Source organism: Thioclava sp. ES.031, assembly GCF_002563775.1.
Classification (GTDB): Bacteria; Pseudomonadota; Alphaproteobacteria; order Rhodobacterales; family Rhodobacteraceae; genus Thioclava.
Map to the genome: position 1 here is coordinate 1,532,240 of NZ_PDJO01000001.1, position 24,241 is coordinate 1,556,480.

Genomic DNA, 24,241 nt, shown 5'->3' on the forward strand with positions numbered 1-24,241 from the left:
TCTTTCGGCTTGGCCGAAATATCCCGGGGTGAATTCGCGCAAGCGAAGAGGGGCAGCGCCCCTGTTGCCCGCTCGGGACATGGCACCGGCGCAAAATAAAAGGGCGACCCGATCGGCCGCCCCTCCTGCTCTGGCTATCGCCTGATTTTATTTCTGTTCCGATCCCGTCGGCGCCGGTGCCGCGGCGGCGGTCTCGGAGGCCGGGGGCGCGAGTTTCCGCGTGCCCTGACCGGTCTGCAGCGGGTCGTCCTGACGCTGCACCGAACCTTCGAAATGCGCACCGCTCTCGATCGCGATGGTCTTGTGGATGATGTCGCCTTCGACGCGTGCGGTCGAGGTCAGGCGCACCTTCAGGCCGCGCACACGGCCCACGACGCGGCCGTTGACCACGACGTCGTCCGCCATGATCTCACCCTTGATCGTGGCGCTTTCGCCGACGGTCAGCAGATGGGCGCGGATGTCGCCTTCGACGGTGCCTTCGATCTGGATGTCGCCGGTCGTCTTGACGTTGCCAGTGATGGTCAGGTCCGAGGAGAGAACCGAGGGCGCGGGCTTCGAGCGCGGCGCGGCGCTCGGCGTGTAGTCGCTCGAGCTGGACGTCGGGCGGCTCGGAGCGGTCGAGCTCTCACCGGTTTTGGGCTTGTCGCCGTCGGCCTTGGGGCCCGGTTCATGGATTTTCGATTTAGAAAACATTCTTACCAGCCTTGATGAAGGTCATCGGGTTAATTGGCTTGCCTCCGAGCCGGATCTCGTAGTGCAGATGCGGTCCCGTGGAGTGTCCGGTATTGCCCATATCAGCAATCCACTCGCCTTGCGACACTTTTTGCCCGACTTTCACGTGGAATTTGTTGAGGTGGCCGTAGCGGGTGGTGATGCCGAACTCGTGGCGGATCTTGACGATATTGCCGTAGCCGCGTTCGCGTTCGGCGGCGATCACGACACCGTCGGCGGGCGCGTAGACCTTGGTGCCGATCGGGGCGGCCATATCGACGCCCTCATGCATCCGGCCCCAGCGCCAGCCGAAGGGCGACGAGAAGCGGAAATGCGCCTTCACCGGCATCGAGAAGGGCAGCTTGTCGACGGCGATGCGATACATGTTCATCTCGTCGAGCTTGCGCAGGATGTTCTCGGCGCGCGCGGTGTCGCCATCGAGATCGGCGGTGCCCTTGGTCGAGAGCGAGATCGGCGAGAGCGGCCCGCCGGTGCCCGAATAGCCCCGCTTGATCTCCTTGAGGACGTGGTCGGGGTCCATGCCGGCCTGTTTGAAGACCTTGTCGAGCGGCTCCATCGAGATTTTCACAGCCCCTTCGAGCGTGGTGAAAATCTCGTCGTTGCGCTGCTCCATGAGCCGCTTCTGCAGCGCGATCTTGTCCATCTGCAGCTGCGCCGTCTTGGCGTTGGCGTCGGCGGTGTCGCGTTCCTTCGCGGTCTCGCCGAGCGCGGTGGACAGCATATCGACCGTCTTCTCCATATCCTCGGCGCGCGCGACCGGGGTCGGACCCGCATCGGGGCCATTGCCCTCGGCTTTCGCCAAGGCGAGCCGGGCTTTGTCGCGCTCGTCCATGGTGCGGCGCAGGGTGGCCTGGATCACGCCGATCCCGGTTTCCAGCTCGCGCTTGCGCTCTTCCGAGGCGAGCAGCGTGGATTGCATCTTCGAGACCTGCTCGAGGGCGGTCTGGAAGCGGTCCTGTGCGGCAAGGGCTTCGGCGGCACGGGCGTCGCGCTCTTGCGAGAGCGCGTCGAGGCGGCGCTCGAAGGCGAGTTTCGCGACCTTGTCGTTCTGCTCGGCCCCGCCCGAGGAAATCCCGTCGATGAAGAGCATCGAGGTCGCGGCCATCGACCACACGAACACGCCTGCGCCGATCGCCAGTACACTCGCTTGGGTGAGGGGGCGCAGTCGGACGAACCGCGTGGCGCTGTCTGATTTCAGAAACAGCCGCTGTTCGGGCAGGATGCGCTCGAGACGGGTGTTCAGGCGGTCGAGAATGCGTCTAGGCAAGCCGGTCGGTCCTGTGTTTGTTTCGGATCAAGCGCGGCCACGGGGCCGCACGTCACTTGCGGCGGCGCACCCGTCCTGCTTGTGGATAAGTCCTCCGCCCTCGAGCCAAGGGATTACCAAGGGGGGCAGGTCCCGGCAACCTCTTTCCCCTGCACATTCGGTCACGGTTCCCTCGCGCGCGCGGTATGAGCGGTTTTCTGCCCAAAAGGCCGCGTTGTCCGGCGGTTTCGGTCCCGCCGGTCATGCCTGCGTCACGTTGGTGTGATCCGCGCTTGCCGCCGGGCGCGCGCCACACAACGCCCCCGCGGTGCGACATCTGTCGCCCGCCGGGGTGTCATGCGGGGCGCTGCGCCCGCGTAGCGGGTCAGCCCAGGTCGCGGGCCGCTTCGAGCACCTCTTCGGCGTGGCCTTTGACTTTCACCTTCGGCCAGACCCGCGCGACATTGCCGTCCGCGCCGATCAGGAAGGTTGCACGAACAATGCCCCAGAAGGTTTTGCCATACATGGATTTTTCTGCCCACACCCCATAGCTTTCGCAGGTCTCGCCGCCATCATCCGAGGCGAGGTAGATGCCCAGATCATGCTTGGCGCAGAAATTCTCGTGCTTCTTCAGGCTGTCTTTCGAAATGCCGATGACGACCACGCCGGCCTCGGCGAAATCCGGGGCGAGCCGGGTGAAATCCAACGCCTCGGTGGTGCAGCCGGGCGTGTTGTCCTTGGGGTAGAAATACAGCACGACCGGACGGCCCGCGAAGGCCGACAGCGTCAGATTTCCGTCTTCCGTGATCGGATTTCCGAGCGTTTCGAAGCTCTTGCCGCCCGTGGCGGGAAGGGTGAACTCCGGCGCTTTTTCGCCTGTCTCGATCATTGGGGAACCTCCTTGCAGTTTCGGGGCTTACTTTCCGCGCCCGCTTGCGCGAGACTTAACCACGAGGCAGGAGACCCGGGCAAGACCGCGCGCGGTGGGCCCGGCAAACGAGACGGGGTCGGCACGCGCCGCCGCCGAGGGAGAAAAAGCCCCGATCCAACGGGCGCAAGACGAACGGTATGGAGAGACAGCGTCCCGATAGTCGCGAAACGTCCGGCACGCCCGAGAGGGCGGGCGAGGCGTCGTTGAGCGATGCCGAGACGCCCAAATCCGAGGCCGAGACCCAGCCCGGGGCAGCGACCCCGGTGAGCCGCGGCCGCCGTGCCCGCACCGGTCTGCTCCTTGTTCTCAGCTTCCTGTTTCTCGGGGTCGTGGCTGCCGGCGCCTTTCTCGTCATCACCCATCGCGCGGTCGCCGTGCCGCAATGGATCGTCTCGCGCATCGAGACCCGCGCCAATGACGCCTTGCAAGGCCAGATGCGGGTCCGGCTGTCCGGTGGGATCGATCTTTACATCGACGACGGCATCCGCCCCCGGATCCGCCTGAACACGGTGCGGCTGGAGCGGCCCTCGGGCCTGCCGATCGCGGTCCTGCCGGAACTGCGTATGACGCTCTGGGCGGAGCCTTTGCTGCGCGGGCGGGTGGAGCCGCGCTCGTTTCGGTTGCGCGGGGCGAGCCTGTCGCTGCATCGTCTGCCCGACGGCAATCTGGATCTCGATTTCGGCGGCAATCGTTTCGCCAATATCGACTTGAACAACGCCTCCGATCTCATTGAAGCCTTTGAGAAAACCATTGAAGTTCCGGCGCTGTCCCGGTTGCAGCAGATCAGCGCCGAAGACCTGCAGATCCGGCTGATGGACGAGCGGCTCGACCGGCTCTGGAAGGTCACCGATGGCCGCTTCAAGCTGACCCAAAGCGACAGTGAAATCTCGGTCGCGCTGGGGTTCGATCTGGGCAGCGGGCAGACGAAACCGGCGCAGGTCGCGCTGTCGATGACCACGCAGAAAGCCAGCCGCGAAGCCAGTTTCGGGGCCGCCGTGACCGCGCTTCCGGCGCGCGATCTGGCGGTCCAGGCCCCGGCGCTCGCGGCGCTCGGCGTGCTCGATGCGCCGATCTCTGGGGCGCTGCGCTCGGGGCTCAACGACAAGGGCGAGCTGACCGGGATGAACGCGATGCTCGAGATCGGGCGCGGCGCGATCCGGCCCAATGAGGGCGTGAACCCGATCCCGATCGAGAACGGCAAGCTCTATCTCAACTACGACCCGAAACGGCAGCGGGTGGAGGTCTCGACGCTTTCGCTCAACAGCCGGGCGCTGCGCCTGAAGGCGGCGGGCCACACCTATCTGCGCGATCTCGAAGGCGGGGTGCCGCAGAAGATCCTCGGCCAGATCGCGATTTCCGATCTGCAGCTCGATCCGGCGGGGCTGTTCGAGAGCCCGGTGCAATTCGCGCAAGGCGCGGTCGATTTCCGGCTGAACCTCGATCCGTTCCGCATCGATATCGGCCAGTTGGAACTCAACGATCAGGGCGACACGACGATCTCGGCGCGCGGCAAGGTCAGCGCCGAGAAGGACGGCTGGAAAGTCGCGCTCGATGCCGGGATCGACCAGATCGACCAGACCAAGCTGCTCGCGCTCTGGCCGCCCGCGGTGGTGCCAAAGACCCGCGAATGGCTCGAGAAGAACGTGACCACGGGCCAGCTGCGCAATGCCCGCGTGGCGCTGCGGCTCGTGCCGGGCGCGCAGCCGAAACTGGCGCTCGGCTACGAGTTCCGGGGCGCGGATGTGCGGATCATCAAGACCCTGCCGCCCGTGCAGCAGGGCCGAGGTTTTGCGACGATCATCGATACGCGACAGGCGCTCAAGGTCGAGGAGGGGCATGTGACCGCGCCGTCGGGCGGCCGGATCGAGGTAACGGGCTCGTCGCTCATCGTGCCCGATATCCGCATCAAACCCGCCCCGGCGAAGGTCACGCTGATGACGCGCTCGCCGATCCCGGCGGCTCTGTCGCTGCTCGACCAGCCGCCATTCGAGTTTCTCAGCAAGGCGGGCATGAGCACCGATGTGGCGCAGGGCTGGGCCGAGGCGCGCTCGGTGATCCGCTTGCCGCTGAAGCCCAAGGTGCCGCAGGACGAGATCGATTTCGACGTGACCGCCCGGCTGACCGAGGTGAAAAGCGACACGCTGGTGCCCGACCGACCGCTGCGGGCCGATTTGCTGACGCTGAAGGCCGATCCCAAAGGGATGACGATCTCGGGCAAGGGCACTCTGTCCGGTGTCGGGTTCGATGCTGCCTGGACGCAGAAATTCGGGCCGGAGAACAAGGGGCGTTCGGAGGTCGCGGGCACGGTCGATGTCAGCCCCGATGGGCTCGACCGGCTGGGGATCGCGCTGCCCAACGGCATGGTGCGCGGCTCGTGCAAGGGCCGTATCGCGCTCGAGCTGCGCAAGGATCAACCGACGCGGTTCACCTTCGCGAGCGCGCTGAACGGGATACGCCTGTCTATCCCGGAAATCGGCTGGAGCAAGGCGCCGGGCAGCGCGGGCGATCTGAAAATGTCCGGCACGCTCGGCGCGCCGCCACAGGTCGACAGCCTGTCGCTGAGCGCGGCGGGGCTGAAGACGCAGGGCGACATCACCTTGAACAAGGGCGGCGGGCTGAACCGGGCGCGGTTCTCGAGCCTGAGCGTCGGCAACTGGTTCTCCGGCAGCGTCGATCTGGTCGGACAGGGCAAAGCGCGCCCGCCGAAGGTGAATGTCACCTCGGGCAGGCTGGACCTCGCCAAGGCCGATTTGGGCGGCGGTGCGGGGGGCAGCGCGGGCGGTGCCGGCACGGCGATCAGCGCGTCGCTCGACCGGCTGCAGATCACGGATGGCATCGCGCTGACAGGCTTCCGGGGCGATTTCAGCACGCGCGGTGGCCTCTCGGGCCGGTTCCAGGGGCAGCTCAACGGCAGCGCGCCGATCGACGGCACGGTGATCCCGGCGGCGGGCGGGCGCGTCGCGGTGCGCGCGCAAACCCGCGACGCAGGCCGCGCGCTGGCGGCGACCGGGATTTTCACCAAGGCCCGCGGCGGGCAGGGCGCGTTGGTGCTGACCCCGCTTGGGCAGAAAAGCTATGACGGCAAGCTCACGGTCGCGAACCTGCGGGTGAAGGACGCGCCGGTTCTGGCCTCGCTTCTCTCGGCGGCCTCGGGTGTGGGCCTGCTGGAGCAGCTCGGCGGCGAGGGCATCCTGTTCAGCTCCGTCGAAGGCGCCTTCCGCTTGACGCCCAACGGGGTGAGTGTCACACGGGGCGCCGCCGTGGGGGCCTCTATGGGGGTGACGATGACGGGCAACTATTACCCGCAATCGAAGACGCTGAACATGAAGGGCGTGATCTCGCCTTTCTATCTCGTGAACGGGATCGGTCAGGTCATCTCCAAGCAAGGCGAGGGCCTCTTCGGGTTCAACTACTCGCTGCGCGGAAGCTCCGATGCGCCGAAGGTCTCGATCAATCCGCTCTCGGTGCTCGCGCCGGGCGGTCTGCGCGAGTTGTTCCGGGCGGGGCCGCCCAAGGTGCTGAGCGAATAAGGCTGACGATGAAGCTAGACGATTTCGATTTCGAGCTCCCCGAGGGGCTGATTGCGACGCGGCCTGCGCGCCCGCGCGATGCGGCGCGGCTGCTGCTGGCCGAGGGCGATGCGATCCATGACCGCCATGTGCGCGACCTGATCGACATCTTCCGGCCCGGCGACCGGCTGGTGCTCAACAATACCAAGGTGATCCCGGCGCGGCTGGCGGGCACCCGGACCCGGCAAAGCGCGCAGGGCGAGGTGGTCGCGAAGGTCGAGGTGACGCTTCTGGAGCCCGCACCGGGCGGCGAATGGTCGGCGCTCGCTAAGCCTTTGCGCAAGGTGAAGGAGGGAGAGGAGATCGTCTTCTCCGACGCGCTCTCGGCCAGGGTCGAGGCGATCGAGAACGGCCAGCTGCGGCTCAGCTTCAACCTGTCGGGCGAGGATTTCGACGCGGCGCTGGCTGAGGCGGGCGCGATGCCGCTACCGCCCTATATCGCGGCGCTGCGCGCCCCCGATGACGAGGACAAGCGCGATTACCAGACCGTCTTCGCACGCCATTCCGGTGCGGTCGCGGCGCCCACGGCCAGCCTGCATTTTACCCGCGAGCTGCTGGAGGCGCTGGCCGCCAAGGGCGTGGAGTTCACCGAAGTCACGCTTCATGTCGGCGCGGGCACCTTTCTGCCGGTGAAGGTCGAGGATGTCACCACCCACAAGATGCATGCCGAATGGGGCGAGGTGAGCGAACAGGCGGCAGCCGAGATCAACGCGACCAAACAGGCGGGCGGCCGCGTCATCCCCGTGGGCACCACCGCGCTGCGCCTGATCGAGAGCGCGGCGCGTGCCGAGGGCGGCGCGAAGGGCCATATCGTGCCGTTCCGCGACGCCACCGACATCTTCATCTATCCCGGTTTCGAGTTCCGCATCACCGACGCGCTGATGACGAATTTCCACCTGCCGAAATCGACCCTGCTGATGCTGGTCTCGGCTTTGATGGGCCAAGATCGTATACGCGAAATTTACGATCATGCGGTTAAGACGGGTTATCGTTTCTTCTCTTACGGCGATGCGTCGCTTCTAATTCCGTAGAGTCGCTTTCAGGGCTTGGAAATGTCTTCGCTGCGGACTAGATGCCGCGACACGACGCAATCCAAATCAGTCCCCGGGAGTCCAAGACATGTTGTTAGTGCTGCGCCAGACATGGCCGCTTTTGCTGGGCATCATGCTCTTGATGGTCGGCAACGGGATGCAGGGCACGCTGCTTGGTATCCGCGGCAAGATCGAGGGTATCGACACCTTCTACATGTCGCTCGTCATGTCGGCCTATTTCGCGGGCTTCCTGTTCGGGTCGCGCATGGTGCCGGAGATGATCGCGCGCGTCGGTCATGTGCGGGTCTTCGCGGCGCTCGGCTCGCTGATCTCGGCGATCCTCGTCCTTTATGCCGCCTTTCCGAACTGGCCCTCCTGGGTGGCGCTGCGCGTCCTGATCGGCTTCTCCTTCTCGGGCGTGTATATCACGGCGGAAAGCTGGCTGAACGCGGGCTCGACCAACGAGACGCGCGGGCAGGCGCTGTCGCTCTACATGATCATGCAGATGTTCGGCATCGTCACGGCGCAGGCGCTGCTCAACGTGGGCGATCCGGCGGGGTATCTCCTCTTCGTGATCCCCTCGGTGCTGGTGTCGCTGTCCTTCACGCCGATCCTGCTCGCGGCCTCGCCCGCACCCAGCTTCGAGACGATCCAGCGCATGACCTTCAAGCGGCTCTGGGAAGCCTCGCCGCTGGGCATGGTGGGGATCTTCCTGCTGGGCGGCATCATCTCGGCGATGTTCGGCATGGCCTCGGTCTGGGGCACCGCCGAAGGGCTCAACGTGAAGCAGATTTCGGCCTTCGTGGCGGCGATCTATGTGGGCGGCCTCTTCTTGCAATATCCCATCGGATGGGCTTCGGACCGGATGGACCGGCGCCACGTGATCATGTGGGCGGCGCTTGCAGGCGCGGTGGTTACCTTTGCGATCTTCGCGACGAACCCGCCCTTCTGGGTGCTGCTGATCGGCGCGACGCTGATCGGCGGTGTGGCCAACCCGCTTTATTCGCTGCTGATCGCCTATACGAATGACTATCTCGATTATTCCGATATGGCGTCCGCTTCGGCGGGGCTGATGTTCGTCAACGGGCTCGGTGCAGTGGCGGGGCCGCTGGTGACCGGTTGGCTGATGAGCGTCATGGGGCCGGGCGGCTTTTTCCTCTATATCGGGGTGCTCTGTGCCGGGATTGCGGGCTATGCCGCATGGCGGATGACGCGCCGTGAAGCGCCTTCGGCGGACGAGACCGGCTCCTACACGCTGCTCTCGCCGACGGCGACGGCGGTTGCGGTCGAGGCCCGTCTCGAAGTCGCTCAGGAAGAGGCGGAAGCGGAGGCCGAAGCCGAAGCGGAAGCCGAGGCAGATGCGGAAGCCGAGGGGGAAGCGGAAGAGCACTCCGAGGCCGACAAGCGCACGGATACCGCCAGCTGACGCAAGCCCCCTTTGCCTGCCCCTTTGCTTGCCCTACCATGATCTGACGACAGGCGGGGCAGGCACGGCAGGGGAGGGCCGTCACCATGGATCGCACAAACGAGATTATACGCTTCTGGCGTATCGAGGTCGGCGAGAAATACTGGTATCAGTCGAGCGAGCAGATCGACGCCGCGATCCGGCGCCGCTATGCGCCGCTCTGGCAGGTGGGCGCGCAAGGTGCGCTGAGCGAATGGGAGCGTAACGCGGAGGGCGCGCTGGCGCTTTTGCTGCTGCTCGACCAGTTCCCGCGCAACATGTTCCGCGAAGACCCGCGCGCCTTTCAGACCGATCCGATGGCGCGGCGCCATGCCGAACGTGCGATCGCCGAAGGGTTCGACCTGCAGATCGGCCCGCCGCTGCAGCAGTTCTTCTACCTGCCTTTCATGCATTCCGAGGCGCTGTCCGATCAGGACCGGGCGGTCACTCTGTTCGCCGAGCGCTGGCGCTCGGAGGACAACCTGCGCCATGCGCGCGCACATCGTTCAGTGATCGAACGGTTCGGGCGCTTCCCTTGGCGCAATTCTGCGCTAGATCGCGAAACGACGCCCGAGGAACAGGCATTCATGGAACAGGGCGGCTACCGCAAGGCGCTTGTGGATGCGGATGAGTTGAAGCTGTCCGTAAAATAGTTTAATGCCAAACCAGTTTCTGACCGGAGGGAAGACATGGCATCGAAAAGCTACGACATGATTGTGATCGGGGCAGGGCCGGGGGGCTATGTCAGCGCCATCCGGGGCGCACAGCTGGGCCTCAAGGTCGCGATCGTGGAGCGCGAGCATCTGGGCGGCATCTGCCTGAACTGGGGCTGTATCCCCACGAAAGCGCTGCTGCGCTCGGCCGAGGTGTTCCACCTGATGGAGCGCGCGAAGGATTTCGGTCTCAGCGCCGAGAAGTTCGGCTATGACCTCGACGCGGTGGTGAAACGCTCGCGCGGGGTGGCCAAGCAACTCGCCTCCGGCGTCGGCCACCTGCTCAAGAAGAACAAGGTCGATGTCGTGATGGGCACCGCGAAACTGGCCGGCAAGGGCAAGGTTTCGGTGAAAACCGACAAGGGTAGCGAAGAGTTGACCGCCAAGAATATCGTGCTGGCCACCGGCGCGCGGGCGCGCAACCTGCCGGGGCTCGAGGCCGACGGCAAGCGCGTCTGGTCCTACAAGCACGCGCTCAACCCGCCGCATGAGCCGAAGAAACTGCTGGTCATCGGCTCCGGCGCGATCGGCATCGAATTCGCCAGCTTCTTCAATACGCTGGGCGCCGAGACGACGGTCGTCGAGGTGATGGATCGCGTGCTGCCCGTCGAAGACGAGGAAATCTCGAAATTCGCCAAGAAGCAGTTCGAGAAGCAGGGCATGACGATCCGCGAGAAGACCACCGTGACCAAGCTCGACCGCAAGGCCGACAAGGTCATCGCGACGCTCGACAAGGGCGGCAAGACCGAGACGCTGGAGGTCGACACCGTGATCTCCGCCGTGGGCATCGTCGGCAATGTCGAGGACCTGGGCCTTGAAGAGGCGGGCGTGAAGGTCGACCGCACCCATGTCGTGACCGACGAATACTGCCGCACCGGCGTCGACGGGCTCTATGCGATCGGCGATATCGCGGGCGCGCCGTGGCTGGCCCACAAGGCGAGCCATGAGGGCGTGATGGTGGCCGAGCTGATCGCGGGCAAGCACGCCCATCCGGTCAAGCCGGGCTCGATCGCGGGCTGCACCTATTGCCAGCCGCAGGTCGCCTCGGTCGGCATGACCGAAGCCAAGGCGAAAGAGGCGGGCTACGACATCAAGGTCGGCCGCTTCCCCTTCATCGGCAACGGCAAGGCGATTGCCCTGGGCGAGAGCGAAGGTCTGGTGAAGACCGTGTTCGACGCGAAGACCGGCGAATTGCTGGGCGCGCATATGGTCGGCGCGGAAGTGACCGAGCTGATCCAGGGCTATGTCGTGGGGCGTCAGCTCGAGACCACCGAGGAAGACCTGATGAACACCGTCTTCCCGCACCCGACCCTTTCGGAGATGATGCACGAGTCGGTGCTCGACGCTTACGGGCGCGCGATCCACTTCTGATCTGATGTGCCGAGAGATGCGAAAGGCCGGGGGAGACCCCGGCCTTTTTCGTTGCGTGGTAAGGGGCGCGCCCGAGCCTCGGGTGGGCGCTGCGCGTCGCCTTTGGCCGGGCGGTTTATCCCGCAAGCCCGCAAGTCGGATGTGCCTGCGCTGACATCGTCAATGCGCCCTCCCGGGGGGAGGGTCGGGCGCGGCCCGGGGCTGGTCGCCCCGTGCCGGTTATGACCAAGGCCCGTTCTTGCCCTTCCGGCGCACCTTCGGCATCGAGCGTGCGCCGCTCCAATCGCCCGCCTCAGGCGCGGGGGCCGCGCGCTCACGACGCGCGCCCGTACCGCCCGCCAGCTGGCGCAGCGCGGCCACGCGGTTCTCGGTCGAGGGGTGGGTGGCGAACAGGTTATCCGCGCCATGCCCGCTCAGCGGGTTGATGATGAACATATGCGCGGTCGCGGGGTTGCGCTCGGCGGCGACATTCTCGACCCGGCGCGCGCCCGCCTCGATCCGCTGCAGCGCCGAGGCGAGCCAGAGCGGATTGCCGCAGATCGCAGCGCCTTCCTTGTCGGCCGCATATTCGCGGGTGCGCGAGATCGCCATCTGCACCAGTGCCGCCGCCATCGGGGCGAGGAACATCATCGCCAGCGTGCCCATGATCCCCATCCGCTCGCGTGAGCCGCCGAAGAACAGGGCGAAATTCGCCAGCATCGAGATCGCACCGGCGAAGCTTGCCGTCACCGTCATGATCGCGGTGTCGCGGTGCTTGATATGGGCCAGCTCGTGGGCGATCACGCCGGACAGCTCTTCGCGCGATAGGCTCTGCATCAGCCCGGCGGTCACCGCCACGGCGGCGTTCTCGGGGTTGCGGCCGGTGGCGAACGCGTTGGGCTGCGGCGTGTCGATCAGGTAGACGGCGGGCATCGGCAGACCAGCATTCTTCGCCAGTTGGCCCACCAGCGCGTTCAGCCCCGCGCGGTCGCCCGGCGCCACCAGATGCGCGTTATGCATCCGCAGCACCATCTTGTCCGAATTCCACCACGAATAGACATTCATCCCGGCGGCGAAGATCAGCGCGATCACCATGCCGGTCGCGCCCCCCATCAGGTAGCCCAACCCCATGAACAGCGCTGTCATCGCCGCCATCAGCATCGCAGTCTTGGCATATCCCATCGTGATCATCTCCACGCGAAAACACTCGGTCTCGATATAGGCACGCGCCGCGCTCGCGCAATTCCGCGGGGCGCGCAAAACAAAAGGGGCCCCGGCGGGACCCCTTCAAAATCATGCGATGCAGCGCGCGATCAGCGTTCGATCTCGCCACCGCCCGCGTGCCAGTCATGCAGACCGCCGAGGTTGTAGACATGCTCGTAGCCCAGCTGGGCGAGCATCTGCGCCGCACCGGCCGAACGCGCGCCCGAGGCGCAATACAGAGCGACCGGCTTCGACGTGTCCAGCTTGGGATGTTTCTCGGGGCTCGACGGATCGGCCTTCATGCGGATCGTCGCGAGCGGGATATGCAGCGCGCCCTTGGCCTTGCCCGAGCTTTTGACTTCCATGCCCTCGCGCACGTCGACGACGGTCAGTTCGCCGGCTTTCGCCTTGGCCACGGCGTCTTTCGCCGAGATTTTTTCCACGCGGCCACCGCCGGAAGGACGAAGGAAGTTCAGCATCTCAATACCTCTTGCGTTCGCTGGACCCGAAAGATCCGTTTCCCGCCTCATGTGGCAAATGCCGGGAGGCTTTCAAGAGTATTAGCGCGGAACGGAGCGAAAATACATTCAAGAAATGGAATTTAATGCCGATCTGCCACGATTTTGATCGTGCTGCGAGGCGGGCAGGCGGCGCGCGCAAAGCGCCTGACATCCGCGCAGAGTCAAAAGTTCACATTTCGTTCGCAGATTTGGATTGGAGACTCGCCCGGAAACACCTATCTAGGGCTGGTGATAAAGGGGGCGTGGATGGCTGAACTGAAGTTCATCGAAGTGCGCGGCGCGCGCGAGCACAATCTCAAGGGCGTGGATGTCGATATTCCGCGCGACCAGTTCGTGGTGATCACGGGGCTGTCGGGCTCCGGGAAATCCTCGCTGGCGTTCGACACGATCTATGCCGAAGGGCAGCGCCGCTATGTCGAAAGTCTGAGCGCCTATGCGCGCCAGTTCCTCGACATGATGGGCAAACCCGATGTCGATCACATCTCGGGCCTGTCGCCCGCGATCTCGATCGAGCAGAAGACCACGTCGAAGAACCCGCGCTCCACCGTCGGCACCGTGACCGAAATCTACGACTACCTGCGTCTGCTCTACGCCCGCGCGGGCACGCCCTATTCGCCTGCCACCGGCGAGCCGATCGAGGCGCAGCAGGTGCAGGACATGGTCGATATCGTGATGCAGATGGAGGAGGGGACGCGCGGCTATCTGCTCGCCCCGATCGTGCGCGACCGCAAAGGCGAATATCGCAAGGAATTCATCGAGCTGCGCAAGCAGGGCTTCCAGCGCGTGAAGGTCAATGGCGAATTCTACGAGCTGGAAGAGCCGCCGACGCTGGACAAAAAATTCCGCCACAACATCGACGTGGTCGTGGACCGTGTCGTCGTGCGCGAGGGGATGGAGACGCGGCTGGCGGACAGTTTCCGCACCGCGCTCGACCTCGCCGACGGCATCGCGATCTTCGAGAGCGCCCCGCGCGAAGGCGAGGGCGAACCAGAACGCACGACGTTTTCGGAAAACTTCGCCTGTCCCGTGTCGGGCTTCACCATTCCCGAGATCGAGCCGCGCCTGTTCTCGTTCAACGCGCCCTTCGGGGCCTGTCCGGTCTGTGACGGCCTCGGCGTCGAGCTGTTCTTCGACGAGCGTCTGATGGTGCCCGATGTGACGCTTTCGGTGCAGGGCGGGGCGCTGGCCCCTTGGGCGCGGACGAAATCGCCCTATTACACCCAGACGATCGAGGCGCTGTCGAAACATTACGGCTTCGATCCGAAGAAGCCGTGGAAGGACCTGCCGGAGAATGTGCAGGAGCTGTTCCTGCGCGGCTCGGGCGATCAGGAGATCAAGTTCCGCTTCGACGAGGGCGGCCGCGTCTACGAGGTCAGTCGCACCTTCGAGGGGATCATCCCCAATATGGAGCGCCGCTACCGCGAGACCGATAGCGCCTGGTCGCGCGAAGAGATGGAGCGCTATCAGAACAACCGCCCCTGCCACGCCTGCGGCGGCTATCGCCTGCGGCCCGAAGCGCTCGCCGTGAAGATCGGGGGTAAGCACGTGGGCCATGTGGTCGAGATGTCGATCAAGGAGGCCCATGACTGGGTCGCCACCGTGCCGGGCAGCCTGTCGCACCAGAAGAACGAGATCGCGACGGCGATCCTCAAGGAAATCCGCGAACGTCTCGGTTTCCTCGTGAATGTGGGCCTCGATTACCTGACGATGAGCCGCGCGGCGGGGACGCTTTCGGGCGGTGAGAGCCAGCGGATCAGGCTGGCGTCGCAGATCGGCTCGGGGCTGACGGGCGTGCTCTATGTGCTCGACGAGCCCTCGATCGGTCTGCACCAGCGCGACAATGACCGCCTGCTCCAGACGCTGAAAAACCTGCGCGATCAGGGCAATACCGTGATCGTGGTCGAGCATGACGAGGATGCGATCCGCCATGCCGATTACGTCTTCGATATCGGCCCCGGCGCGGGCGTTCATGGCGGTCAGGTCATCGCGCGTGGCACGCCCGACGAGATCGCCGCCGATGCGGCCTCGCTGACGGGGCAATATCTGTCCGGCAAGCGCGAGATCGCGGTGCCGACGGAACGGCGCAAGGGCAACAAGAAGAAGCTCAAGGTGGTGGGCGCGACCGGCAACAACCTCAAGAACGTCACGGCCGAGTTCCCGCTGGGCAAGTTCGTCTGCGTCACCGGCGTCTCGGGCGGGGGCAAGTCCACGCTCACCATCGAGACGCTGTTCAAGACCGCCTCGATGCGGCTCAACGGCGCGCGTCAGACGCCCGCGCCCTGCGACACGATCAAGGGGCTGGAGCATCTCGACAAGGTCATCGACATCGACCAGCGCCCGATCGGGCGCACGCCGCGCTCGAACCCGGCGACCTATACCGGGGCCTTTACCCCGATCCGCGACTGGTTCGCCGGTCTGCCCGAGGCGAAGGCGCGTGGCTACAAGCCGGGGCGCTTCTCCTTCAACGTGAAGGGTGGGCGCTGCGAGGCCTGTCAAGGCGATGGCGTCATCAAGATCGAGATGCACTTCCTGCCCGACGTCTACGTCGAATGCGAGACCTGCAAGGGCAAGCGCTACAACCGCGAGACGTTGGAGATCCAGTATAAGGGCAAGTCCATCGCGGATGTGCTCGACATGACGGTCGAGGATGCGCAGGAGTTCTTCAAGGCGGTGCCTTCGATCCGCGAGAAGATGGATGCGCTGATGGAAGTGGGCCTTGGCTATATCAAGGTCGGCCAGCAGGCGACGACCCTGTCGGGCGGCGAGGCGCAGCGGGTGAAGCTGTCCAAGGAACTGTCGAAACGCGCGACAGGTCGCACTTTGTACATTCTGGACGAACCGACGACCGGTCTGCACTTCGAAGATGTTCGAAAACTGCTAGAGGTGCTGCACAGCCTCGTGGAGCAGGGCAACACGGTCGTGGTGATCGAGCACAATCTCGACGTCATCAAGACTGCCGATCATATCATCGATATCGGCCCCGAGGGCGGCGACGGCGGCGGTGAGATCGTGGCGGTCGGCACCCCTGAGCAGGTGGCCGAAAATCCGCGCAGTCATACCGGCCACTACCTCGCTCAGATGCTGGGAGTGAAGGTCGCGGCGGAGTGATCCGCCGCGCCGAGGACTTCGACCATGGCCGCGGGCTCAGCGCCGCGCGGTGCGGCCGATGACTTCCATGACCTTGTGGTCTTCCGCGCCGACTTTGTAGATCACGCCGCGTACTCTGTAGTAGCGCCAGGCGCCGGTCACGATCGGCAGGTCGTAGCGGCGCAGGTTCATAATCATCGAATGCTGATAGACCGGGAAGACGTCGCCGACGCTGAACTCGGGCTCCATCTGCCCTTGCAGCACCCAGCGCGCCGTTCCGTTGGTCGTGGCGACCTTGCAGAACGTGTCGCCCGTCGTGAGCGTCTTGCACTCAGGCGCGGCCTTTGCGGCGGTCTTGGTGTTCGCGGTCGCCGGGCTGTTCATGTCGATCTTGCCGCCGCGCATCACTTCTACCCCTTGCGCCGATCCTTCGGCGGAGGCGAGGGCGGGCAGGGCGCAGATCAGCGCGATCAGGGCGAGCGGGCGTGTCACGATCCTCATCGCGAAAGCCTAGCCACGCAGATGCCATCGGGCAATGAAATTGAGAATCGACGCATGTTTCTGTCCTCCAAGCTTTTGAGGACAAGAAAAAACGGGCGGAGTGGTTCCGCCCGTTCGTAACTTTCCATCTGGACTGTGGCTCAGAAGCCGACGACGTCCGAAGCTTTGCCGATCTGGGCGATCACTTCGCCGCTCTCGGGGCTGACTTCGTAGATGTAGCCAAACGAGCGCCAGTAGGTCGCGTCAGCCTTCAGGCCGAATGCGTCGGGCTGGCGGAGGCGAACGTGGTTCTCGGTGATCTGCTGGCCAACCTGCCACAGAAGATTGTTCCGAACCGAGGGCTTTTCAGCGTGTGCCTGGTTCGCGACCGAGACGCTGGATGCGAGTTTCGAACCTGCGGCGCTCATCGGACCATCTGCGAGAACTGCCATCGGGGTAAGAGCTGCGCCGATCACCGCGATCAGCGCGATACGGGGAAGATAAGTCATGCGCTTTTCCTTTCGTCTTGGTGGACCAAATGCCGCATTGCGGCGAAAAGGTCCATTGCAGATTCCGCATTACCGCTATGCACGCGTTTGTGTGCGATTGTGTGCCGGCGGTTTCGCTAGGGCGCTGAAAATGCTTAAATAAATTCTAACGGTCGTTTCAGAAAATGTGAAAGACCCGCGCAAACCTGCGCGGGTCTTCACTTTTCGTAACGTCATTTTGAACGCCGTTTCTGCGTTTGCGCGGTCAGTTCCCGAGGATCGAACGCGCGAGTCCGATCAATGCGAGCACTTCACCGGTCTGACGGTCGACCTGATAGACGTATCCGTTCGAACGCCAGTAGGTGCGATTGTCGTTCAGGCCGTAGCGATTCGGGTCGCGGATCAGGACGTAATCGCCAATGATCCGGTCGCCGCGATGCCAGCGGTGGTCGGCGTCCCGCCATGCGTCGTCACGCTCGTCGTCGTGGCGATAGCTCTTCTTGGCGAGGCCCGGCGGGCGGCAGCCATTGTTCTTCTTGGCCAGCCCCGGCGGGCAGCCCTTGTAATTGCGCTCCGCGTGGCCGCGGTCGTTCTTCCACTTGCCGTGGCCATTCCCGTCGGCAAGGGCGGCACCGGGCAGAAGGCTCGCCCCGAGAGCGGCGGCGAGGGTAAGCTGGGTCAGGCGTTTCATGTGACCTCTCCTTTCCATAAGCGCCTCAGGCGCGTCTCGGGATATAAATGACCATACCTGCCGAGCCGTTCCATTGCGGAATCGTACCATACCTTCTCACAAGCAAGACCCCGCCGAAGACACGCGGTCCTTAGGCGGGGTCCGGCTCGCCCGAGGGCGAGCTTAGGTCGTAGGGGTTACTTCTTGCAGGTATTGACGCCCAGCATCGAATAAAGCGGGCAGGTGCCCAGCAACCCGGTCGCAAGCGGGATCAACCCGATCCAGTACAGCCAGTGATAGGGGCCGGGCGGGGTTACGAAGAAGCCGATGATCAGGGCCAGCCCGATCACGATGCGCAGAGTGCGGTCGATGCCGCCGACATTGTTCTTGAACATGCAAAGCCCTTTCGGTGGCGCAGTTTCCTTTGATCTTGATACTGTTACGCAAGCTCAAGCGGCAAGGATTAACTGCGGGAGGCGCGGTGACGCGCCCCCGCTCAGCTGCGCGAGCGCTTCTCGAAACGCGGCAGCATGGCCGAGAAATCGCGCCCCTTGCCGCCTTCGGCTTCCACGAAAGCCGCGTAGAGCGCGGAGGCGAGCTTGCCCATCGGCGTGTCGGCATCGGCGCTCTCGGCGGCCTGCTGGCTCAGCCGCAGGTCCTTGAGCATCAGTTCGGCCGCGAAGCCCGGCTTGTAGTCGTTGTCGGCAGGCGATTGCGGCCCGACGCCCGGCGCGGGGCAATAGGTATTCATCGACCAGCTCTGACCCGAAGAGGTCGAGACCACGTCGAACATCTTCTCGCGGTCGAGGCCCAGCTTGTCGGCCAGCGCGAAGGCTTCGCAGGTCGCGATCATCGTCACGCCAAGGATCATGTTGTTGCAGATCTTGGCCGACTGGCCTGCGCCCGCTTCACCGCAATGCACGGCTTTCTGGCCCATCACGTCGAAGAGGGGCTTCACGATGTCGAAGCTTTTCGCGTCACCGCCCACCATGAAGGTCAGCGTGCCATTGGTCGCGCCGCCCACACCGCCGGAGACCGGCGCGTCGAGCGCGCCGAGGCCGCGCTCCGCCGCCATCGCGGCGACCGCTTTCGCGCTATCGACATCGACGGTCGAGCAATCGCACAGCACCGCATCTTCCTGCATCGCCGGGATCACTTCCTTGGCGACGTCGCGCAGGATCTGGCCGTTGGGCAGCATGGTGATGACAACCTCGGCCTCCTGCGCCGCCGCCGCTGCGGTCGTCGCCTGACCCACGCCCTCGGGCGGCGGGGCGGTGAGGTCGAAGCCGATCACTTTGTGACCCGCGGCGACCAGATTGGCCGCCATCGGCCCACCCATGTTTCCAAGCCCGATAAATGCGATTTTCATGGTGTCTCCTCCCAGATGGCCCATTCGGGGCCGAGCGGCTCCAGCATCTGCGCGACCGCCTCTTCCGGCAGCGCATCCAGAGCGTATTTCCATTGCGGATTGCGATCCTTGTCGATGATCTGCGCCCGCACGCCCTCAAGAAAATCACCTAGCTCCGCCGCACGCCAGGTAAAGCGGAACTCATGGGTGAGGGCGGCGCGGATGGTGTTCTCGGCGCGGGTCATGCGGATCAGGCGCAGCGTCGCTTCCATCGAGAGCGCAGAGTTGCGCAGCACCGTCTTGTAGGTCTTCTCGGCAAACTCGCTGCCCGAGGTCTCGAGCTTGGCGACGATCGCGCTGAGGCTCTCGGCCCAGAAGATGCGGTCGATCTCGGGGCGCAGGGCCTCCAGCTTGCCGGCTTCGGGCGGGGTGCGCGGATGGGGCAGGGTGTCGATATTGCCGGTCTCGATGAGCCGGGTCTTCAACTCTTCCCAATCGGCCTCGGGCACGAACATGTCGGCAAACCCCGCATAGAGCGCGTCGGTCGCGTTCATCCGCGCCCCGGTCAGGCCGAGATATTCGCCCACATGGCCCGGCGCGCGCGCCAGCAACAGCGTGCCGCCCACGTCGGGGATCAGCCCGATCCCGCTTTCGGGCATCGCGACTTGCGTGCTCTCGCCCACGATCCGGTGGCTGGCATGGCCACCGACGCCGACGCCGCCGCCCATCACGAAGCCCTGCATGAAGGCGACGATGGGTTTGGGATATTCCGCGATCTTGGCGTTCATCCGGTATTCGTCGCGCCAGAAGTCGCGCCCCGGCGCGTAATCCCCCGCGATCCCGGCCCGGTAGACGGCGGCAATGTCGCCGCCCGAGCAGAACGCGCGATCGCCCACCGCGTCGATCACGACAAGATCGACCTCCGGGTCGTCGCGCCATTGATCGAGGGCTGCCTCGATCGCCATGGCCATGTCGTGATCGAGCGCGTTGAGCGCCTTGGGTCGATTGAAGGTCAGCCGTCCGGCGCGACCTTCTTTTCGTGCGATCATCGTTTCTTCGGTCATCCACGCTCCGCCAGCATCGCGCGGCTGACGATCAGCCGCATGATTTCATTGGTGCCTTCGAGGATCTGGTGCACGCGCAGGTCGCGTACGAGCTTCTCGATCCCGTAATCGGCAAGATAGCCGTAACCACCATGCAATTGCAGGCATTGGTTTGCCACATCGAATGAGGCATCCGTCACATAGAGTTTAGCCATGGCGCAGAACTTCGTCGCATCGTGGGTCTTGTTGTCGAGCTTCCATGCCGCCTGACGCAGGAAAGTGCGCGCGGATTCCAGCTTCACCTCCATCTCGGCAAGGCGGAATTGCAGCGCCTGGAACTGGTCGAGCGATTTGCCGAAGGCCTTGCGCTCGCCCATATAGGCCAGCGTCTTGGTCAGCGCGGCCTGCGCGCCGCCCAAGGCCGAGGCCGCGATGTTGAGGCGCCCGCCATCGAGGCCTGCCATCGCATAACTGAAACCTTTGCCTTCTTCGCCCAGCAGATTCTCCGCCGGAATGTGGCAATCGTCGAATTGCACCTGCGCGGTCGGCTGGGCTTTCCAGCCCATTTTGCGTTCCAACCCGCCGAAACTGAGCCCCTTTGCGCCGTCCTCGACCACCACGGTGGAGATGCCCTTGGGTCCCGGATCGCCGGTGCGGACCATCGTCACATAGACATCCGAATAGCCGCCGCCCGAGATGAACGCCTTGGTGCCGTTGAGCACCCAGCCCTCGTTCGAGCGCTCGGCCTTGGTGCGCAGAGCCGCCGCGTCCGAGCCCGAGCCCGGCTCGGTCAGGCAGTAGGAGAATACCTTCTTCATGCTGACCAGATCGGGCAGCCAGCGCGCCTTGTCCTCGTCCGATCCGAATTTGTCAATCATGCCGCCGCACATGTTGTGGATCGACAGGAACGAGCCCACGGCCGGGCAGGACATCGCCAGCGCCTCGAAGACGAGCGTGGCATCGAGGCGCGACAGCCCCGATCCGCCATAGTCTTCGGAGACGTAAATGCCGCCCAGACCCAGCTCGGCCACTTTCGGCCAGAGCTCTTTCGGGATCGTGCCGGCCTCTTCCCACGCCTCGGCATGGGGGGCGATCTCGTCTTGCCCGAAGGCGTAAGCCATATCGAAAATGGCCTGCTGTTCCTCGCTGAGCGCGTAATCCATGAAACTCCTCCCCGAGCTCACTTTCGGCAAAGGCTCGACCTCAACCGGATGAATTGAACACCCGTTTAATTTCGAATCCTTGCGAGAGTTTTGCAAGGGGAGAGCTGGGAAGGAAGGGGGCGGCTACAGCGGACCATGTCGCCGTTGTTCACGGTAGCGACGGTGATGGTGGTCTCGGCAGCCGCCGCAGTCGCAAGCGCGCCAAGAGCACAGGCGCCCAGAAGCGCCCGGATCGTGTAAGTCATAGATTTCCTCCCTTGAGTTTTGAGCATATGCCCAAACTGTGAGAAAATATTCACAAACGCGACCTAGACTGTCAATCCAGAATTACTGCGATGTCTTGATTAATTGTTAACGCTGACAGTAACGCCTTGTTTCGACGTCAGTCTTCCAGCAGGGCCTGGGCCGTCGGCTCATCGGTCACGAGCCCGTTGAGAAGCCCGCCATCGAGGGCTGCACGAATCGCGACCAGTTTCGAGGGGCCGGCTGCGATGCCGATCACCGGCGCCTCGCGCTTGGGCTCGATCCGGAACGAGCCGAACCGCGCCGTGGTGGGGGTGGCGATGTAATTGCCCTGCGCATCGTAGAACGAACCCACGAGCTCGCCCACGCCACCTGCGGCGCGCAATTCCTCCAGCTCGGCAAGGGTGACGAAGCCGTCCTTGTGCACCGGCGCGTCCTCGCCCAACTGGCCGACGCCCACGAAGGTCGCATCCGCCGCCGCCGCAAGCCGCTGCACCGCCTGCACCGGCTTGAGCTTGTCGAACATCGCGCGCTCTTCCACCGTCTCCGAGATCACCGGCACCAGCATCGGGTAATGCGGCAGGCGCAGCTTGTCGGCCATGCGCATGATGACGTCGTAGAACGAGGCCGAGCCGTCCGGGGCGATGTTGCCGATCAGCGAGACGATCTTATGCGCGGTCGCGGGGCGTTGCATCACCTCGTTCACCATCGCCGAGAGCGAGCGCCCGGTGCCGAAGGCGATCACCTGCGGCTCGGAGCGGGCGAGGATGCGTTCGAGAAGCGTGGCTGCGAAAGCTGCCGTGGCCGTGGCGGGATCGCCCCGTTCGCCCAGCGAGGGCGCAACGCGCGCCGTCTGCAGGCCGAAGCGCCGGATCAGCGCGGCCTCCAGTTCCAGACAGGCCCCGATCTTATGCTCGATGCGCACCCGCACCAGCCCTTCGGAGACCGCGCGGCTCACCAGCCGCTGCGCACGCTGGCGCGACACGCCCAGCTCGGCGGCGATCTGGTCCTGCGTCATTCCGCCGACATAATAGAGCCATCCGGCCCGTGCCGCCTCGTCATCGCGCGAGGTTTCGGCGTCACTCATACGGTTCACGAATCTTTCTCCCTAGTCGGCTCATTCTGGAAGAACTCGGTGAAATGCGCAAATTCGCGATGCGGCTGCGCGTCCTCGGGCGGGGTCAGGTCGCGCCCGGCCAGATGGCTGCCGCCGGTGAAGCGCCAGACTTCCATTCCCGCCGCAAGCCCGGCGCGGATGCCGTTGAGACTGTCCTCGATCACCAGCGTGCGGGCAGGGGCCGCGCCCATCGTCTTTGCCGCATGGAGGAACAGATCGGGGGCGGGCTTGCCATGCGAGACCTCGCTTGCCGTGAACAGCCGATCGCCCACCCGTTGGCGCAGCCCCGCGATTTCCAGCGAGCGTTCCGCGCGCGGCTGGCTCGACGAGGTGGCCACGCACCACGGCACCTCCAGCCTCTCCATCACATCGGCCACGCCGGGCATCACCTGCAACTCGCGCTCGAACGCGTCCAGCAACCGCGCGCGATATTGCGCTTCGAATTCCTCCGGCAGATCGAGCCCGAATTCGTACCGGATCTGCTTCATCACGGTGGGGTAGGACCGTCCGAGGAAATGCCGCGCGACATAGTCGAGGTCGATCGACACCCGCAGCTTGGCCAGCTCGTCGATCAGCATCTGCGCCGAGATGATCTCGGAATCGATCAGCACCCCGTCGCAGTCGAAAATCACCAGCTCGGTCATGGTTCCTCCCCCTGTCCTTCGCGCAGCGATAGCGCGCGAAAGCAGGGATGGCCAGAGGCGGGGAGGGACGGTCAGGCTGCGGCGCCTTGTGCGCCGATCCCGGTCACGCGCAGCACAATCGCGCCCGCGCCGAACAGGAAGATCGCCATCATGCCGAGCCATCCGACCCAGGGGATGATGCAGATGAGCGCACCGATCACCGCACCGCCGAAGGCCGCGAGTGCGCATTCTCCATTGGTGACGGGATGGCCGCGCCCGACCAGATCATGCGCCCAGGCGCCGATGACCCAGATGCCCACGATGTAGCCGCCAAAGCCCAGCACCAGCACCCCGAGCAGCGAGAACGGAATAAGCACGATGCCGATCACCGTCATCGCGAGCAGCAAGATCGACCCCACCAGCGCCGAGAGCCCGATGAAGCCCGCAAGCCCTGCGCGCAAAGGATGGTCGAGGCTGCGTTGGCGCATCCGGTCCATGAAGCCCGGCGCGAAGACGGCAAGAAGCGTGGTCACGATCCCGACCACGAGCACGCCGCCCAGCCAGTCGCGGGTCTCGATGAGGTAATTGCGCTCCGGGGCTGCGCGCGTCTTCGCCTGCTCGAACTCCTTCGCCTCGTGGATGCTGACCCGATCGGCCGGGGCGACGCTGGCAGGCACGCTCACCTCGCCGGGCGTGTCGGTGTAGACTTGCACCTTGCCTGTGACCGTCGCGCCGTCGCCCCAGGTGACGGTCTTCGTGCCCAGCACCAGATCGCCCGAGATCTCGGTATCGATCTGCGCGTCGTCGGCACCGATGATCACGCTGCCCGCGACCGGGGCCTCAAGCCGGACCTGCTGGCCCATCGCACGCAGGTTGCCCGAGATCGGGCCCTTGATGGTGAGCGCCTGACCCGCGAGCGTGGCCGCGCCCGCCACCGGGGCGTCGAGGTCGATATCCTGTCCCGCCGCGTAGAGATCACCGCCCACCTGCGCGCCGATCACGATATTCTGGCCCGCCAGATGCGCCGCGCCGGTGATCGGGCTGCCCAATGTCACGTGCTGACCGGCGGCGAAGAGATCGTGGATGTTCTCGCCTGTGGCGCTCACGGTGCGACCCGCGAGATAGGCGTCGCCGCCGAAGCGCCAGTCCTGAGACTCCTCGGCCATTGCGACCGAGGCGGTCAGCGCGACGGCAAGGCAGGCGAGGGATTTGACGAGGAAATTGCGCAACATGACCGGG

Annotated in this window: 21 protein-coding genes; 6 read left to right on the top strand and 15 right to left on the bottom strand. The window is 64.8% G+C overall.

Going from position 1 to position 24,241, the window contains the following annotated elements; translation table 11 throughout:
- Positions 1-147 precede the first annotated feature (147 nt).
- The 3 genes from AXZ77_RS07455 to AXZ77_RS07465 form a co-directional block, all read right to left on the bottom strand.
- Entirely contained in the window at positions 148-693 is a 546-nt protein-coding gene (locus tag AXZ77_RS07455) for a polymer-forming cytoskeletal protein (protein ID WP_078519318.1), read from the bottom strand.
- Positions 683-1,999, bottom strand: a complete 1,317-nt coding sequence (locus AXZ77_RS07460) for a M23 family metallopeptidase (protein ID WP_098410657.1) — start codon at positions 1,997-1,999, stop codon at positions 683-685. Before AXZ77_RS07460 ends, AXZ77_RS07455 begins: the two co-directional genes overlap by 11 nt.
- Positions 2,000-2,363: 364 nt before the next feature.
- On the bottom strand, positions 2,364-2,867 hold the full coding sequence (locus AXZ77_RS07465; protein ID WP_078519316.1) for a peroxiredoxin: 504 nt from the start codon (positions 2,865-2,867) through the stop codon (positions 2,364-2,366).
- 179 nt (positions 2,868-3,046) lie between these two features.
- On the opposite strand from AXZ77_RS07465, the gene AXZ77_RS07470 reads away from it, so the two are divergent.
- The 5 genes from AXZ77_RS07470 to lpdA all read left to right on the top strand — a co-directional run bounded on the left by AXZ77_RS07470 (position 3,047) and on the right by lpdA (position 11,037).
- Positions 3,047-6,439, top strand: coding sequence for an AsmA-like C-terminal region-containing protein (locus AXZ77_RS07470; protein ID WP_141536241.1), 3,393 nt, complete (start codon positions 3,047-3,049; stop codon positions 6,437-6,439).
- A gap of 8 nt (positions 6,440-6,447) precedes the next feature.
- On the top strand, positions 6,448-7,509 hold the full coding sequence (gene queA / locus AXZ77_RS07475; RefSeq protein WP_078603738.1) for a tRNA preQ1(34) S-adenosylmethionine ribosyltransferase-isomerase QueA: 1,062 nt from the start codon (positions 6,448-6,450) through the stop codon (positions 7,507-7,509).
- 88 nt (positions 7,510-7,597) lie between these two features.
- A complete protein-coding gene (locus AXZ77_RS07480; protein WP_098410659.1) occupies positions 7,598-8,935 on the top strand; it encodes an MFS transporter in 1,338 nt (445 codons plus the stop codon).
- A gap of 86 nt (positions 8,936-9,021) precedes the next feature.
- On the top strand, positions 9,022-9,606 hold the full coding sequence (locus tag AXZ77_RS07485; RefSeq protein ID WP_098410660.1) for a DUF924 family protein: 585 nt from the start codon (positions 9,022-9,024) through the stop codon (positions 9,604-9,606).
- 36 nt (positions 9,607-9,642) lie between these two features.
- The gene (gene lpdA, locus AXZ77_RS07490; RefSeq protein ID WP_078539426.1) at positions 9,643-11,037 is read left to right on the top strand and encodes a dihydrolipoyl dehydrogenase; all 1,395 of its coding nucleotides are present in this window, start codon (positions 9,643-9,645) and stop codon (positions 11,035-11,037) included.
- A gap of 219 nt (positions 11,038-11,256) precedes the next feature.
- Here lpdA and htpX read toward each other — a convergent pair whose 3' ends face one another.
- Together htpX and AXZ77_RS07500 are read right to left on the bottom strand one after the other, a co-directional pair.
- Positions 11,257-12,198: a zinc metalloprotease HtpX gene (htpX, locus tag AXZ77_RS07495; protein ID WP_098412468.1), complete on the bottom strand. Its 942-nt coding sequence runs from the start codon at positions 12,196-12,198 to the stop codon at positions 11,257-11,259.
- A gap of 131 nt (positions 12,199-12,329) precedes the next feature.
- Positions 12,330-12,698, bottom strand: a complete 369-nt coding sequence (locus AXZ77_RS07500) for a rhodanese-like domain-containing protein (protein ID WP_098410661.1) — start codon at positions 12,696-12,698, stop codon at positions 12,330-12,332.
- A gap of 288 nt (positions 12,699-12,986) precedes the next feature.
- Here AXZ77_RS07500 and uvrA point away from each other — a divergent pair, with 288 nt between their 5' ends.
- Positions 12,987-15,848: an excinuclease ABC subunit UvrA gene (uvrA, locus tag AXZ77_RS07505; protein WP_098410662.1), complete on the top strand. Its 2,862-nt coding sequence runs from the start codon at positions 12,987-12,989 to the stop codon at positions 15,846-15,848.
- 36 nt (positions 15,849-15,884) lie between these two features.
- Here uvrA and AXZ77_RS07510 read toward each other — a convergent pair whose 3' ends face one another.
- From AXZ77_RS07510 to AXZ77_RS07560, 10 genes are all read right to left on the bottom strand, one after another.
- Positions 15,885-16,328, bottom strand: a complete 444-nt coding sequence (locus AXZ77_RS07510; protein WP_141536242.1) for a hypothetical protein — start codon at positions 16,326-16,328, stop codon at positions 15,885-15,887.
- A gap of 140 nt (positions 16,329-16,468) precedes the next feature.
- Complete coding sequence (locus AXZ77_RS07515) at positions 16,469-16,816, bottom strand: hypothetical protein (protein WP_098410664.1); 348 nt, start codon at positions 16,814-16,816, stop codon at positions 16,469-16,471.
- A 244-nt stretch (positions 16,817-17,060) separates the two neighbouring features.
- A complete protein-coding gene (locus tag AXZ77_RS07520; RefSeq protein ID WP_098410665.1) occupies positions 17,061-17,486 on the bottom strand; it encodes an excinuclease ABC subunit A in 426 nt (141 codons plus the stop codon).
- A 176-nt stretch (positions 17,487-17,662) separates the two neighbouring features.
- Positions 17,663-17,860 carry a DUF2892 domain-containing protein gene (locus tag AXZ77_RS07525; protein ID WP_078519305.1) on the bottom strand — a complete coding sequence of 66 codons (198 nt, stop codon included), beginning with the start codon at positions 17,858-17,860 and terminating at the stop codon, positions 17,663-17,665.
- Positions 17,861-17,961: 101 nt separating this feature from the next.
- The gene (gene mmsB / locus AXZ77_RS07530) at positions 17,962-18,834 is read right to left on the bottom strand and encodes a 3-hydroxyisobutyrate dehydrogenase (protein ID WP_098410666.1); all 873 of its coding nucleotides are present in this window, start codon (positions 18,832-18,834) and stop codon (positions 17,962-17,964) included.
- Entirely contained in the window at positions 18,831-19,877 is a 1,047-nt protein-coding gene (locus AXZ77_RS07535) for an enoyl-CoA hydratase/isomerase family protein (protein ID WP_098410667.1), read from the bottom strand. The genes mmsB and AXZ77_RS07535 overlap by 4 nt, the downstream gene beginning before the upstream one ends.
- A complete protein-coding gene (locus AXZ77_RS07540; RefSeq protein WP_078539418.1) occupies positions 19,874-21,019 on the bottom strand; it encodes an acyl-CoA dehydrogenase family protein in 1,146 nt (381 codons plus the stop codon). The genes AXZ77_RS07535 and AXZ77_RS07540 overlap by 4 nt, the downstream gene beginning before the upstream one ends.
- A gap of 382 nt (positions 21,020-21,401) precedes the next feature.
- Complete coding sequence (locus AXZ77_RS07550; RefSeq protein WP_098410669.1) at positions 21,402-22,349, bottom strand: sugar-binding transcriptional regulator; 948 nt, start codon at positions 22,347-22,349, stop codon at positions 21,402-21,404.
- A gap of 5 nt (positions 22,350-22,354) precedes the next feature.
- A complete protein-coding gene (locus AXZ77_RS07555; RefSeq protein WP_098410670.1) occupies positions 22,355-23,023 on the bottom strand; it encodes an HAD family hydrolase in 669 nt (222 codons plus the stop codon).
- A 71-nt stretch (positions 23,024-23,094) separates the two neighbouring features.
- Complete coding sequence (locus tag AXZ77_RS07560; RefSeq protein ID WP_098410671.1) at positions 23,095-24,234, bottom strand: hypothetical protein; 1,140 nt, start codon at positions 24,232-24,234, stop codon at positions 23,095-23,097.
- Between the last annotated feature and the right edge of the window lie 7 nt (positions 24,235-24,241).

Excerpts from the sequence above, each read along its gene's own strand:
- mmsB (WP_098410666.1), bottom strand. The coding sequence starts at position 18,834 with ATGAAAATCGCATTTATCGGGCTTGGAAACATGGGTGGGCCGATGGCG.
- AXZ77_RS07465 (WP_078519316.1), bottom strand. The coding sequence starts at position 2,867 with ATGATCGAGACAGGCGAAAAAGCGCCGGAGTTCACCCTTCCCGCCACG.
- AXZ77_RS07555 (WP_098410670.1), bottom strand. The coding sequence starts at position 23,023 with ATGACCGAGCTGGTGATTTTCGACTGCGACGGGGTGCTGATCGATTCC.
- AXZ77_RS07535 (WP_098410667.1), bottom strand. The coding sequence starts at position 19,877 with ATGACCGAAGAAACGATGATCGCACGAAAAGAAGGTCGCGCCGGACGG.
- AXZ77_RS07540 (WP_078539418.1), bottom strand. The coding sequence starts at position 21,019 with ATGGATTACGCGCTCAGCGAGGAACAGCAGGCCATTTTCGATATGGCT.
- lpdA (WP_078539426.1), top strand. The coding sequence starts at position 9,643 with ATGGCATCGAAAAGCTACGACATGATTGTGATCGGGGCAGGGCCGGGG.
- AXZ77_RS07500 (WP_098410661.1), bottom strand. The coding sequence starts at position 12,698 with ATGCTGAACTTCCTTCGTCCTTCCGGCGGTGGCCGCGTGGAAAAAATC.
- AXZ77_RS07480 (WP_098410659.1), top strand. The coding sequence starts at position 7,598 with ATGTTGTTAGTGCTGCGCCAGACATGGCCGCTTTTGCTGGGCATCATG.
- AXZ77_RS07455 (WP_078519318.1), bottom strand. The coding sequence starts at position 693 with ATGTTTTCTAAATCGAAAATCCATGAACCGGGCCCCAAGGCCGACGGC.
- AXZ77_RS07525 (WP_078519305.1), bottom strand. The coding sequence starts at position 17,860 with ATGTTCAAGAACAATGTCGGCGGCATCGACCGCACTCTGCGCATCGTG.
- AXZ77_RS07520 (WP_098410665.1), bottom strand. The coding sequence starts at position 17,486 with ATGAAACGCCTGACCCAGCTTACCCTCGCCGCCGCTCTCGGGGCGAGC.
- AXZ77_RS07470 (WP_141536241.1), top strand. The coding sequence starts at position 3,047 with ATGGAGAGACAGCGTCCCGATAGTCGCGAAACGTCCGGCACGCCCGAG.
- AXZ77_RS07560 (WP_098410671.1), bottom strand. The coding sequence starts at position 24,234 with ATGTTGCGCAATTTCCTCGTCAAATCCCTCGCCTGCCTTGCCGTCGCG.
- AXZ77_RS07485 (WP_098410660.1), top strand. The coding sequence starts at position 9,022 with ATGGATCGCACAAACGAGATTATACGCTTCTGGCGTATCGAGGTCGGC.
- AXZ77_RS07550 (WP_098410669.1), bottom strand. The coding sequence starts at position 22,349 with ATGAGTGACGCCGAAACCTCGCGCGATGACGAGGCGGCACGGGCCGGA.
- htpX (WP_098412468.1), bottom strand. The coding sequence starts at position 12,198 with ATGGGATATGCCAAGACTGCGATGCTGATGGCGGCGATGACAGCGCTG.
- AXZ77_RS07510 (WP_141536242.1), bottom strand. The coding sequence starts at position 16,328 with ATGAGGATCGTGACACGCCCGCTCGCCCTGATCGCGCTGATCTGCGCC.
- AXZ77_RS07515 (WP_098410664.1), bottom strand. The coding sequence starts at position 16,816 with ATGACTTATCTTCCCCGTATCGCGCTGATCGCGGTGATCGGCGCAGCT.
- uvrA (WP_098410662.1), top strand. The coding sequence starts at position 12,987 with ATGGCTGAACTGAAGTTCATCGAAGTGCGCGGCGCGCGCGAGCACAAT.
- queA (WP_078603738.1), top strand. The coding sequence starts at position 6,448 with ATGAAGCTAGACGATTTCGATTTCGAGCTCCCCGAGGGGCTGATTGCG.